The 13,379-nt window shown below is 42.2% G+C and carries 9 protein-coding genes; 4 read left to right on the top strand and 5 right to left on the bottom strand.

The genetic code is table 11. The features are described from left to right. Positions 1-2 precede the first annotated feature (2 nt). From PV783_RS13935 to PV783_RS13925, 3 genes are all read left to right on the top strand, one after another. Positions 3-1,595 (top strand): TlpA family protein disulfide reductase, encoded by a 1,593-nt coding sequence (locus PV783_RS13935; protein ID WP_420988430.1) that lies wholly within the window; start codon positions 3-5, stop codon positions 1,593-1,595. Between the two features lie 225 nt (positions 1,596-1,820). Beyond that, positions 1,821-3,413, top strand: a complete 1,593-nt coding sequence (locus PV783_RS13930; protein ID WP_420988429.1) for a TlpA family protein disulfide reductase — start codon at positions 1,821-1,823, stop codon at positions 3,411-3,413. Between the two features lie 204 nt (positions 3,414-3,617). Continuing rightward, entirely contained in the window at positions 3,618-5,246 is a 1,629-nt protein-coding gene (locus PV783_RS13925; RefSeq protein WP_420988428.1) for a TlpA family protein disulfide reductase, read from the top strand. Here the strand turns inward: PV783_RS13925 and PV783_RS13920 are convergent. The 5 genes from PV783_RS13920 to PV783_RS13900 all read right to left on the bottom strand — a co-directional run bounded on the left by PV783_RS13920 (position 5,223) and on the right by PV783_RS13900 (position 11,440). Next, the gene (locus tag PV783_RS13920; RefSeq protein WP_420988427.1) at positions 5,223-6,269 is read right to left on the bottom strand and encodes a hypothetical protein; all 1,047 of its coding nucleotides are present in this window, start codon (positions 6,267-6,269) and stop codon (positions 5,223-5,225) included. The two genes, PV783_RS13925 and PV783_RS13920, sit on opposite strands and share 24 nt — an antisense overlap. A gap of 62 nt (positions 6,270-6,331) precedes the next feature. Then, positions 6,332-6,580 (bottom strand): hypothetical protein, encoded by a 249-nt coding sequence (locus PV783_RS13915; protein WP_420988426.1) that lies wholly within the window; start codon positions 6,578-6,580, stop codon positions 6,332-6,334. A gap of 1,001 nt (positions 6,581-7,581) precedes the next feature. After that, entirely contained in the window at positions 7,582-8,037 is a 456-nt protein-coding gene (locus tag PV783_RS13910) for a MauE/DoxX family redox-associated membrane protein (RefSeq protein ID WP_420988425.1), read from the bottom strand. Between the two features lie 24 nt (positions 8,038-8,061). Further along, positions 8,062-10,644 (bottom strand): lanthionine synthetase LanC family protein, encoded by a 2,583-nt coding sequence (locus PV783_RS13905; protein WP_420988424.1) that lies wholly within the window; start codon positions 10,642-10,644, stop codon positions 8,062-8,064. Positions 10,645-10,837: 193 nt separating this feature from the next. Beyond that, positions 10,838-11,440, bottom strand: coding sequence for a Crp/Fnr family transcriptional regulator (locus PV783_RS13900; protein WP_420988423.1), 603 nt, complete (start codon positions 11,438-11,440; stop codon positions 10,838-10,840). A gap of 504 nt (positions 11,441-11,944) precedes the next feature. Between PV783_RS13900 and PV783_RS13895 the strand changes: the two genes are divergently transcribed. Then, positions 11,945-13,156, top strand: a complete 1,212-nt coding sequence (locus PV783_RS13895; protein WP_420988422.1) for a hypothetical protein — start codon at positions 11,945-11,947, stop codon at positions 13,154-13,156. The last annotated feature ends 223 nt before the right edge of the window (positions 13,157-13,379 follow it).

The raw sequence follows: 13,379 nt of genomic DNA, 5'->3' as shown, positions 1-13,379 counted from the left end.
TCATGTCGAAAACAAAAATGAGGATATTATTTTCCGCATTATTTATTATTATTTTCCTTTCCGCTCCAATTGTAGTTGGGAAAGCACGCATAAGCATTAAGCAGAAGAGCTTTCAACAGGCAAAATTCAAAGGGGTAGTTAAAAACTTCCGAGGTCCGGCAGACAGCATCATTGTTAACATGGAAAGTTATGTTATCGCAGACCTAGGAGGTCCAAATGCGTCAAAATCAGCGTACTTCACTATTCACCCGGAGAATAACGGTACATTCAATTTTGAATTAGCAACTTCAAAAGAGCCCGTAAGAGTAATGTTCTTTATGAAGGTGCCCAATGATGCAAAAGGACGGGTAACAGGTGTGGCAAGTGACAGCTATGGGTATCTTGTCGAGTCAGGAGATAACATAAACATGGAGGTTACCTATGTTGATTCCATTGGCAATGTAGAGTTAAAATTTTCCGGTAAAGGGGCAGAGAAGTACAGTTGCATGGCAGAGATGAAAGCGGAGATGAACAAAGAAGAACAAAAGATTCAAAAAATAACATCGTCCTCTTTTCAAAGAAAAAACTACGATTATCTTTTTTCAAGCGATTTTATCAATACCAGCATCCAAGGCTACCAGGCAGGGCTAAAAGTTTTAAACGCCTACAAAAAAAGTATTTCAACCACATCTTATGACATCATGAATGCTGATATTTATGGTGCAGCCTTTGGGAGTCTCATACTTTGCTATCAGGGCCCTTTGGGAGATACCAGGTATCCGGTGGAAATACGAAGCAAAATACCCGATTTTTATTCCACCATTATCATACCTCCACTCAATCCGCAGCACGTAGTTGACAGGGATAACAACTACGCTCTATCTATCCAATATAAATACTGGTACCTGATTAATGACCGTATAACAAGGCTTTTGCCTTCTACAGGAACGATTAGCTACTCATTCCCTGACCTGTTCAATAGTATACTCCAGGATAAAGGTTTCAGCACCCTATTAAAAGATAAGCTTTTGGCAGAATGCCTGCTATTACCCAACGTGATGAGACTTGCCAAACTAGATCAACAGGGCTATGATAGTTGCCTCGAAAAAGCCATCACCGTAGTAAAGACCCCTTTTATAAAAGATTATCTACTGACAAGTAACCGAACAAAACGAGGGGCGTCCGCATTTAATTTCGCGCTTTCTGATCCGAAGGGAAGGACCGTTCATCTTTCTGACTTTGCGGGAAAAGTCGTCCTACAGGATACCTGGTTTACTGGGTGCGGGGGGTGTATCGGTTTTCATCATTTATTTGAGACCGAGGTCTATCCCCAATTTAAAGACAATCCGGACTTTGTGGTAGTATCTGTCAATTCTGATAAGAAAAAGGAAACGTGGCTCAACAGCATGTCCACAAACCAATACACCAATCCATCCTACGTAAACCTATATACCAATGGGTTGGGGGATGATGCGCCAATATACACCTATTACAATTCAAATATGGCTCCCTTTCTGCTCCTTATCGACAGGCAAGGTAAAATATACACCAGGTTGTATGACAATGATCCCAAAGAGATTATTCAGAACATAGAAGAAGCATTGAAAAAGAAGTAGAAAAAATGTGGACAAAACCTAGCTGACAATTATATTAAACAGGAGGCGAGATCTTCTTAAAAAAGTTCTCACCTCCATCCTTTGTTTATTTTAATAGCCATTCCAATGATCCTTACCCAATATAGCCAAAACAGCCGCATAATATTGGCAGCCCTTAGCCGCCACCCTACCATGCTTTTTTATTACTTAAAACCAACACTGTAAACAACTTGTAAATCCATATTTATGTCTAGTAGAAATTCGATAATTCCAGGAGCACTTTTATTCCTAATTCTCTTTTCTCCCATTGTAATGGGTAAAGCCAGGGTACTGCCGGGCAAAGAAACATACGCTCCTGCAAGATTTAAGGGCATAATACGAAATTTTCGCGGCAGCGCAGATAGCATTGGCATCGAACTTGCCAGAAACGTGATAGCGGATTTTTCCGGATCCGGCAACCTGTCGAAATTTGTATTAATGAATGTCCATCCTGCCAAAGATGGGACGTTTAGTTTTGAACTCCCCACCTCCACAGAGCCAGGAAGGCTAACGCTCAGTATGGTTCAATTTAACCCGGATAAGAAAAGGATGGAACCTTTTTTAAGCGATAGTTATGGATATATTGTGGAGACAGGAGATAACCTTTTCCTGGATTTAAAATATGACCCATCCCTTGAAAATGTGGTGATAAAATTTTCTGGAAAAGGATCCGAGAGATACAACTGCATGGCACAAATCAAAGCGGAAATGAATCACCAGAACAATATTATTGGAGAAAAATGGGTATCAGCACTAGTAAATAAAAATTATGATTATATTCTAGGAAAAGAGTTTTTAGATGTTAATACCCATGGATATTTGGAAGCCCTTAAAGTGCTAGATTCATACAGGAATAAAATCTCTCGGACCGCCTATGATGTTATGAATGCTGATATCTTTGGAGCCACATATGGATGGCTATTGGGAAACTATAAGGCTCAAATGTCAGATAAGAGAAACACAATAGAAGTAAGAAAAAAGTTTTATGATCACGCAATTTCTGTAAACATCCCATCATTAAACCCAACACATGAAATAAAAAAGGATAATAACTATGCCTTTTCAGATCAATATAAATATTGGTATTTTATCAATAGCCGGATCATAAGACTGCTCCATGTCGGTGAAAATATTTCCTTTTCCTTTCCTGACCTGTTCGATAATATTTACAACGACAAAACTATACAGGGTTTTCTAAAGGAAAAACTACTAGCCGAGTGCCTGATCATGCCTAATGTGATGCTGTATGCAGATCTGAATCAGCCAGGATATGATAGTTGTTACCAGAAAGCACTACTTTTTATTAAAACACCCTACATTAAAAATTATCTTTTAGCTAATATGCAGACAAAAAGAGGTGCCGTCCCTTATAATTTCGCATTTACAGACCAATCAGGAAAAATTGTTCACTTATCTGATTTTGCTGGCAAAGTCGTCTTCCAGGACACCTGGTTTACGGGATGTGGGGGATGTGCAATTTTTCATCAGCTTTTTGAAAGTGAAATATATCCAAAATTTAAGGATAACCCAGACTTTGTAATGGTTTCCATAAATTCGGATAAAACAAAAGAAATGTGGATCAAAAGTATGCAGACTGACAAATACACCAGCCAGGAGTATATCAATTTAAACACCAACAGGCAAGGTTCTGATGATGATCCAATTAGTGAATATTATAATTCAAATTTAGCACCATTCCTTTTGATCATAGACAAGAAGGGGAAAATTTATTCCCGTCTTTACCCCACCGCGCCAGAGGATATAATCCGGGATATTAATGAGGCGTTATCCCAAAAATGAAAAGCGCCTAAAGACGCAAATTAAACGATAAAAGATAATGGTCGTATAACGCCAGGAGCTTATTTTTTCGAACTGTAAATTCCCTACAGGTGCATCGTTATTAGCAACAGTTTGATTTATTCTTCTTAAAATTGGTTCAATCGCAATACGCATCATCTGGTCTGAAAACCGCTGCAATAAAAACAGCTTGCAAAATCAATAAGTATGTTAAAAAGAAAATCTTTAATCCTCGCCCTATTTATTTGCTTAATTCACTTTGCCCCCATAATAATGGTCAAAGCTAGGGCTGTGCCAGGCAAAAAAACAAATGCTCCTGCAAGATTTAAGGGCATAATACGAAATTTTCGCGGCAGCGCAGATAGCATTGGCATCGAACTTGCCAGAAACGTGGTAGTGGAAGCTTCCGGATCAGCCAACCTGTCAAAATTTGTATTGATGAATGTCCATCCTGCTAAAGACGGAACGTTTAGTTTTGAACTCCCCACCTCTTCTGAACCAGGGAAATTAACGCTGTCTATGGTTCAGTATAACCCGGATAAGGATAGAATGGAACCTTTTATAAGCGATAGCTATGGATATATCGTTGAACCAGGAGACAACCTTTTCCTGGATATAACCTATGAGCCATCCCAGAATAATGTCCTGATAAAATTTTCTGGAAAAGGGTCAGAGAAATACAACTGCATGGCAGAAATCAAAGCGGAAATGAATCGCCAGAACAAAATTGTTGGAGAAAAATGGGGATCGGCACTTGCAAATAAAAATTATGATTATATTCTAGGAAAAGAGTTTTTAGATGTTAATACCCATTGCTATCAGGCAGCCCTTAAAGTGTTAGATTCCTATAGGAACAAAATCTCCCCCACCGCCTACGATGTGATGAATGCTGATATCTATGGGACCACATATGGCGGGCTAATTTCAGACTATCAATCCCAGATGTCAGATACCAGAAATCCAATTGAAGTAAGGAAAAAGGTTTACGATTATGCTTCTTCTATAGACCTTCCACCATTAAACCCTGAACATGATATAAAAAAGGATAATAATTATGCATTTTCACTCCAATACAAATATTGGTATTTTATCAATAGCAGGATCATAAGACTGCTCAAATTCGGTGAAAAGGTAACCTTCTCCTTTCCTGACCTTTTCGATAATATTTATAAGGACAAAACTATATCTGGCTTTCTAAAGGAAAAACTACTGGCAGAGTGCCTGATCTTACCATACGTGATGTTGTATGCTGTCCAGGATCAGCTAGGATATGAAAGCTGTTACCAAAAGGCATTATTGTTCATCAAAACGTCTTACATCAAAAATTATCTTTTAGCAAATAATCGGACAAAAAGGGGGGGTATTCCTTATAATTTCGCGTTTAATGATCAGTCAGGAAAAGTCGTTCATCTGTCCGATTTTGCTGGCAAAGTTATTTTTCAGGATACATGGTCCACCGGATGTACGGGATGCGCTGTTTTTCATCAGCTTTTTGAAAAGGAAATATATCCCAAATTTAAGGATAACCCCGACTTTGTAATGATTTCCATAAATTCGGATAGAACAAAAGAAATGTGGCTCAAAAGTATGCAAACTGATAAATATACTAGTCCACAATACATTAATCTGCACGCAAACAGACAAGGATCGGAAGACGATCCTATGAGTGTATACTACAGATCCAATTTAGCCCCTTTCCTTTTGATCGTAGACAAGCAGGGGAAAATTTTTTCCCGTCTTTACCCCACCGCACCAGAGGATATAATCCGCAATATAAATGAGGCGCTATCACAAAAAAAGAAAGGGCCTAGCCTACAGACGCAAATGGAACGATAAAAGATAATGGTCATATAGTGCCAGGAGCTTATTTTTTCTAACTGTAAATTCCCTGCAGGTGCTTCCCTTAAATTTTGGAAGATAAAAGCTATATAAATAAGCACCTGTATTTGTATTATAGATATCAATAGGTTCATTATTTTTAAAACTAGACCTGTTTTCGTTAGACGAAAGCAGGGGCGACTTAATAAAAAGCAGCCCATTCCATAATGCGCTGGATGCATTAACAACGACCGGAGGCTTTGACATGGTCATTTTGTTCTGGGAGGCAATGTATACTCTTTGAACCTTAGCAAAAGTATTCGTGTCAAGCGTCCTGTTGGCTTTTATAAGCTGTAAATTGGTATCTATTACCAGGAACTGATTTTTATACCTGAAAACATAAACTAATTGTTTTTTTACCGCATCATAAATAAGGTTACCATCCGGGCTAAACAGCCCTTCAGACTGTTTTGGTAGTTCAAGGGTGGAAGCGGGTTCATTTTGGGTAATTGCATACTTTTTTAGATATGCCCTATCTGCCTTAACGTCGTATGTCCTGCAAACAATATCAGCCTGATTTAAAAGCACCGTCTGGGCGATGAGTAATTGAGGTAGGGCAACAGGATATAACTTGTCATTTGGGTTCGAAGTCATCAGCATTTTCCTGGAAACCAGATCCACCAGATTAATATATGGCGAATCGATACTGTATTGGCCTTTATCATATAGTATTTTAGTATCGGGTGCTATCATTACCCGGAAGCGGGAGGTATCAATCCGGTCTATATTACTCCTGGTTATATAGGCAGGCGTAGTAGTATTTCCTAGAAATATATTTTGATCAGTTGTCCCGGCAATATAGAAGGAGTTTACTCCCAGGTCCAGTTCATCCTGAAGCCAGGCAATATGAGGTGGAAAAAGCCTGACAAAATTATTTCGCCGGTCATTATAATTTTGAGTGATAAAAAATAAAACCAGGATAGATGCTATGGCGCCTGCTCCAAGCAGAAAAAGCCTGAATAACTTTTGTTTTGGTCCCATAAAACGAACAATTTATAATTATAAGAAACAGGATTTTATTCCTGTTTCTTATTTGATTACTATTAAAATTTTTTAATGAACACTTTTTCCAGCATCGTACATACGTTATCCTGGTATACTCCGTTGAGACCGCAAAAATTCGGTGCTGTCGCGACACAATCGGTAATGATACATTTTTGGGGATTGGAATTATCCAGGGTCCATCTGGTTACAAATGCCCCTTTTTGAGAGGGAGAAGATTTAAATGAAAACACAGAGACAATGCCTACTAAAAAGGCTACTGATGTTAACAAACCTTTGAGGATTTTCATGACTGATAGTTTTAATGTTGAAAAAATAGTGATACATGCCGGAGGATAACCAGGTCGATTAGGGTCTCCTCTTAAATACCGTTTCAATGAGAACACAGGTTGATTCCTGGTATAACTCATTTATGCCACACACATTTCCTCCAGTAAGATCACAAACCGTAAGTATGCATTTTTTAGGAGTGGAGTTGTCCCAGGTAAACTTCACTGCATAAAAGCCATCCTTTGAAAGGGAAGACCTAAAGGCAAATATGGAGACAATTCCCGCCATAAAAGCGAAGGTGGTTAGCAAACACCTTAGAAATTTCATCGTTACTAGTTTAATTGTTTACTTACTGTGAAAATTGCCTTTCTGTGAACAATATTTACAAAGGCCTTAGGGTAAAGACCGTTTCCTGCAAGGTACATGTTGGCTCCTGAAATACCCCATTGATACCACACGGGACGCTTCCGATAGCACTGCAAAGCGTCGCGATACATTTCTTGGGAGTGGAATTATCCAGAGTATACCTGGTTACTGGCGGCATTTTTTTTGACGGCAGGGATTTAAATGAAAATACAGATGTAATGCCGATCAAAAAAGCGGCAACGGTTAAAAGACCTTTGAAGAGTTTCATAATTGCTGATTTAAATGTTTAAGAAATAATTAAAAAAAATTTAAGTAGCCTCGCGTTACCCTGGCTAAGGAGGATGGCCGTAAAGCAGATAAAGGGTGATCATAATATGCTCTGTTTTTGATTACTCGCAACGGTAAAGGAATATCGTTTCTACCCCAGTACATTGAGCCGTTGTGAATACCCCGTTTATGCCACAAACAGCAGTATTTAGAATGTCACTACATTGTACTGAGATACACCTTTTTGGATTACTGTTATCCAGCGTCCACCTAGTGATACAGGTGTCATGAGACGCTACCTTTTTTCCTTTGAAGGCGAAAGCGCAAACGCCTAGCGCGACCACCGAAATGGCCAGTATTAAATTCTTGTTTTTCATCGTAAGGTTGTTTAGGTGAATTGTGTAATAGATTTTTTGTTTGGTTGCTGTTCTTCTTTTTGCAGCATTATAGCGAGGGCAGAGACAACTACAAATGCCAGGTTAAAAACAAGATGCTGGTTCCAATTCATTTCACTCAACACACCTCCACACGAACAGGGAACGTAGGAGGAAAACCAGTTGATGGCAACGATGTAAGCGGAAAACATTACCATAAGCGTAAAAAAGGCGTAAAGCCCTACAAGGCGCCATCGGGCAATTGCCAACAGCAGACAAATACCAAATTCCAACAGCGGGATAAGCCAGATCACCACCCCTCCCCAGGAGGTTAACAGCGGGGACTGTCCTATCTGGGCCCTGAATTGATCGAACTCGGTTAACTTACTTCCTGCCGCATAGACAAACAGGATAATAAACAGCATGCTAAGGATCGTGACGGTCATATCGGCGATGGCTGCCTTTTTCATACAGGTTCTGTTTTAATTATTGACTTAAAATCCGGGTAAGGACAGTTTTTCAGGATATAGGTATCGGAGTAAAAAGTGAATAGGACCGCAGCTACCTTCCATGAGGCCACCAGAAGGCAGAAAGGTTCTATCCGTAAGCCAATACCCTTTTTCCTTTTCAGGACGATAAAAGGTGGCGGCCAAAACCTGCGCAATCCAGGTAGCCCGATCCCGCCAACGGTCCTTTCCCGTAAGCTGCCATGCAGAAAGGTAAATTTCTCCCAGCCCGGAAATGCCCTCACCCAGCGCCAGGCAGTTACTGGTTATCTTGTCCGGATAGCTGGTCAGGATCTTTTCGGCGGCCACCTGGTATCTGTTTTCTCCAAAGACACGGGCCGCTTTTAGAAGGGTAAGGCATAACCCTGCCTGTCCCCAAAGCCAGGGATTGCGCTCCTTAGCTCTTTGCTTGCCGCAAAGCCGGGATAACCCTTTAATGGCTGACAAGCCAGTGCGCTCATCAGGATAATGTACCAGGTAGGAAAGTAGCGCCCACAGGATGCCAGCATCACCTTTGAAAAATCCTCCTTCCCTGCCCGCCTGCCAGTTCCCCCCTGCCCGCTGGCGGCAGCAAATCACTTCTATACATCCGCAAAGCAGTCCGGCCGCCGGCAAACCATCCCGGCAAATACTGAGCTGGCCCAAAGCAATGCCGGCGATGCCATCAGAAAGGCTCAGGTTGGCATTCTGCCAGTCATCCAGTAACCCATCCTGATAGGTAAGCGGTGACTTAACCATGTTTTCAGCCACGCCAAATGCTCCTGAAAGGACGGCCTGATTTAGCATTAAAGCTATGCCGCAAACCCCTTCTGCAAGCCCTGGTGACAGTTGGGGACCTTTACCTGTCACATGATCCAGGACAAAGCTGAAGTTGCGTCTCAGAGCCATTTCATCATAGGTCCAACTTACACCCAACCGCATGGCACTAAAAACAGTAAACAGCACGCCACTGACCCCATTAAACAGCCCTGGTAACGTCACCTCCCATTTGCCTTGTCCGGAAAAAACCGCCGATGGGTCATCTCTCCGGCCTTTCCAATAACCCTGCCCGTCAAACATACCAGGAAAATGCAGCCCCGCAAGACCCTGGCAGACCACCTCCAAAAGGTCAGCATCCGAATACTTTGGCCTCTCAGGCCCTATCGATTCGGGCTTTTCCCTGAACTGCCTTATCCGGTAGGCCAGCTCCCCGATTTCTGGACGGCGATCAGGACGGGAATCCAGGCAGCAAGCCACCAGGTGGCAAAGAGCGTCATCGGCGAGAAAGAAATTCAGTCCTTCCTTTATGTCACCACCAGGACCGGTAAAATGATTAGGATACAGCCCAGTGAGAACGAAAATAATCAGAGCCCCAAGCGCGTATATATCCTCTGCAGGTGTAGGGGTTGCAGCCATTTGCTGCTCGGTAGACATATAACCAGGAGTGCCCTTTAATAATGGCGGGTATGGGGCCCCCTTCAGGTCATAACAAAGTTCCAGGTCCAGGGCATACAGGCGCCCCGAGGAGTCCACCACAAAATTAAACGGGGTAATATCTCTATGGACAAAACCTTCCTTATGCATAGCGGCCACCATCTCAAAAATGGAAAGCAATAGACCGGTAAGGTGTAATTTATCATCCTTGCTTAAATTCTCGTAAACACCTGCCAGTAGAAGCCTTTCAACACGCCTTTCCAAAGACTCAGACCTGATAAACTTTGTGACCAGGAAGGCTTTACCATCAGAATGGAAATAATCCAGGTGCGCCGGCATGCAAACCAGATCTTTTAGTCTTTGATAAACCTGCCACTGCCAGGTGATACGGCTGGCAGCATCGCGGCCCTGCAAGTCCTCATTTATACAGCCCTTCCCTTCCTTTATCACGCAGTATGCAGGCCATCCTTTACTGAAATAAAATGCCTTTAGTACGTTACCCTTTACATCACTTTTGAGAATGGTGGTTACCAGGTACTTTCCTTTTACCAATCCTCCCCGGGCTGCCAGCCTGTATTTTCGGATAGTATCAAAAGGCCATGGCACATTTGGGGGAAGACGAAAAGTCAGACTGTCAAAATACTTTAGCAACCGCTTACCATCCATTTGCTGTTCTGGCCAGGCACATGGCATTGTACCGGGACCGTGGTAGGTGGTATAAACCGTACCTGCCAGGAAATATGCTCCGGTAACAGCCGGGCCTCGCAGATCCTCCGTTGAAAGGATAAGCCTACCCGCAATATCACATGCCGTCCTCCCGTCACCAGCAAATACCGTCACCATTTTACCCATCCTCTCATGCCCATAGCCCGCGATTAAGATCTGTTCTGCGCAAAGCCTATCTCTTACCATGCGAAAGCCCAAACCACCTTTTACCAGCAGCGGGATTACCCTGCTTAACATCTGTTCTACCTGGCAGGCCACCACAGAAATATGAATTTGCCAGGCTGCCGGACCCTGATCTCCCACTAACAAGTACGGCCCCTTCTGTAGGCAGGTGATTGCCTTTTGGTCCAGAAACCTCTCATAGCCGATATTTTCACCTGCTGGCGCCACCCGGGTACATTCCTCAATAGATTCAGATAAATAAGCGGCCATGACGGAAAACAATTAGCGTGAACGATAACGTTTGGGCTTTATTTAAGCCCACCTTTTAAGGAACAGTCCAATGCAGTAAAGAAAAATTTCCGTGAAAACAAAAAATAACTAATTCCGGTATAAAGGTAGAAGGCAATTTCTCCATCCAGCGTGAGCCTACTCACAATCGCCTGTGAACTTGCTCACATTTTACCTATTGCTTTTCTGCCCTGAGACGAGAGAGTTCTTCCCTGGAAATATTTAAGTAGGAGGCAATGTCTTTTTGGTTTATCATCTGGAAGACTTCCGGGTGAGAGCAAAGCAGCTTCCTGTACCTTTCCCTGGCAGACAAAGTAACCAGGTCATTATGTAGCATATCAAAATCGCGGATATATACCTCTATCATCGAGGCAGTGATCATCTGCCATTCCCTGGGGTATTGCAGTCGGGTGGCTACCAGGTCGTCAAAAGAAAAGGATAAAACATTGGAGTCTTCAATAGCTTCGATAACCCTATCGCTCTTTGCTGCGCTGAAAAGATGGGAAAAGACCCCTGCCCAGTTCCCCGGAAACCAAAACCACTGGGTAACATAGTCGGTTTTCTTCTCGTTGAAATAACAGGTGCGAAGGCATCCGTCCACCACAAACCATACATTTTTTACCGTATGGCCCCGCATCTGCAGGAACTGATTTTTGGGCCAGTGCTCTACAAAGGCAATACTGTTTAAATGATCACGGCAAGCGCAGGACAGAAAATGAGCGCTGTTATTAATCCTGGAAAAAAGAAATTCCAAATAAGTGTGTTTTTGACTATCCATACCACAGGTGTTTTAGAAGCGACTAATAGTAATAGGTACGGACACACTTATTTTTCAGGAAAAGTAGATGACAGACCCCTGTGGAGAAAATTTTTCAGATTGATGCTCTTAAAATTACTTTAAATAAGTCTGAGGAAAATATTTTTCAAGCACGCCTAAAGGTTTTCATCTACGAAGGCTAAATAGGTTCCTTTAAATTACACATATACTGCCTTCTCCCTCGATCTACCTACCCTGCTCTTGTATCCTTGCGGAAGGCAGGTAATTGATTATTTCACCTCTCACCTCATGAGCAGTTAATCATCACCGCCAGACATTTGTCACGCTCTCCGTACAATCTTATTGTTAAATTATTGTATATTAGAGAAATAAGTATAGTCACGAGCGTACCCGAAAGACCAACAGACTATGAAAATAACCACGACAACATAAGTTTCGCTTCAACGCAAAGGCAAGATCAGCAGCACCAGGTAACAGAAGAAAATCAGATAAAACCTTTATCCAATGGAGGAATACTTTCTGCCCATCAATTTGCTTTTAAAAGAAATCACCATTGAAAAATTATCTGAGGTAGCCGCCAGCACTACAGCCACGGATAGCCATCTGCCCAGCCTTAACCAGGTGATAGACAAACTATATCAGGAAATCTTAAACCAACTCTCCCGCATACACAACAATGAACTGGCCCGTAATTACGTCCATGACGTCCAGTGGGAGCTTAACAACACTATTGAGACCTTCCTGAATAAACCAGGCAAGGAAAGTTTGGGAGCAAACGAGCAAGATACCTTTAACAGCATCTGCCTTCGCCTAACGGACCTGATTGACCTTATTACCAGAAGATTTGTTGACTTCTTAAATCCGGCTACCCCCCTTCCATATACCTATAGCCTTATGGCTGGGAAAAAACTGGAAAACTCCGTTAGGCAGATCCGGCAGGAACTAACTTCTTCCAGGATAAACAAACAACTGCTGGAAATTACTATAAGGCCCATCAGCGAAAGAGCTAAAGATCCTGCAGGCATCACCTACCGGGAACTAATCTACTTTAGCACCCTTTGCGAAAATCTATTGCTCTTAAAAAAGGATCCACCCCTTAACACCTACACCGTTTATGATTATCAGGTTATCTCCACCCAGCTAAAGGAAATGAGCATGAACGAACAAAAGATAAACGTCATGCTGCACATTCTCTTACTCCATTTTAACTTCAATTCACCCGAGTATATCACCTTTTGTATTGCCAATTTGCAGGACAAATTAAACCTGCTGCCCACAGAAAATGACCGCACAAAAGTGCTCAGACTTTACCTAAAACTTATGAACCAGGTAATACTGCGTCCTGGTTTTTCCCTTAACGCCGCATCGCAGATCTCTGCCAGCAAGCAAATCAGAAAATGGGTGGAGCAGGAAATAAATTATCTGCCTGCCCCGCCAACCACAGCAGGGGGCACCGCGGAGCGCGAAAAAATTGACACCTCCCTATCCTCAGCAGAACTGGCCGTATTTATCGACGTTTTCATAGAAGGTAAAATCATTACCAATACCAATAAATCCAAAGTCTTCCGCATCATCGCATCCCTGTTTAACACCCTGGGCTCAGATAACATCTCACCAAACACCCTTAGAAGCAAATCCGTCAATAAGAAGGATGGCACCATAGAAAAAGTACGGCAACGATTTTGGAATTGCTATAATATCCTACGGGCGATGTAATAAATTCCCGCCTGCCATCTTTTTTCACTGTATCTCCGCCATCCGGTGCTATCACCCTGCGGTAAGACCGTTTTTTTAAATTATTTCCCCTTTTTCTCTCCCTTTTGGGTGGGCTCAGAACCCACCCCCGGTAAAAATCCCCCTGCTTTCTACTTTTTTTGCAGTTACCCTCTGTCTTCAATAACCAATTTTTACCCCCCTCAGCCCAAACCCTTTAAAACAG

Origin of the sequence: Chitinophaga sp. CC14, from assembly GCF_048957795.1 — a bacterium.
Classification (GTDB): domain Bacteria; phylum Bacteroidota; class Bacteroidia; order Chitinophagales; family Chitinophagaceae; genus Chitinophaga; species Chitinophaga ginsengisegetis.
Note: the sequence above shows the minus strand (reverse complement) of the source record. Positions and strands in the feature narration are given on the sequence as shown.

Excerpts from the sequence above, each read along its gene's own strand:
- PV783_RS13915 (WP_420988426.1), bottom strand. The coding sequence starts at position 6,580 with ATGAAAATCCTCAAAGGTTTGTTAACATCAGTAGCCTTTTTAGTAGGC.
- PV783_RS13925 (WP_420988428.1), top strand. The coding sequence starts at position 3,618 with ATGTTAAAAAGAAAATCTTTAATCCTCGCCCTATTTATTTGCTTAATT.
- PV783_RS13935 (WP_420988430.1), top strand. The coding sequence starts at position 3 with ATGTCGAAAACAAAAATGAGGATATTATTTTCCGCATTATTTATTATT.
- PV783_RS13910 (WP_420988425.1), bottom strand. The coding sequence starts at position 8,037 with ATGAAAAAGGCAGCCATCGCCGATATGACCGTCACGATCCTTAGCATG.
- PV783_RS13895 (WP_420988422.1), top strand. The coding sequence starts at position 11,945 with ATGGAGGAATACTTTCTGCCCATCAATTTGCTTTTAAAAGAAATCACC.
- PV783_RS13900 (WP_420988423.1), bottom strand. The coding sequence starts at position 11,440 with ATGGATAGTCAAAAACACACTTATTTGGAATTTCTTTTTTCCAGGATT.
- PV783_RS13920 (WP_420988427.1), bottom strand. The coding sequence starts at position 6,269 with ATGGGACCAAAACAAAAGTTATTCAGGCTTTTTCTGCTTGGAGCAGGC.
- PV783_RS13930 (WP_420988429.1), top strand. The coding sequence starts at position 1,821 with ATGTCTAGTAGAAATTCGATAATTCCAGGAGCACTTTTATTCCTAATT.
- PV783_RS13905 (WP_420988424.1), bottom strand. The coding sequence starts at position 10,644 with ATGGCCGCTTATTTATCTGAATCTATTGAGGAATGTACCCGGGTGGCG.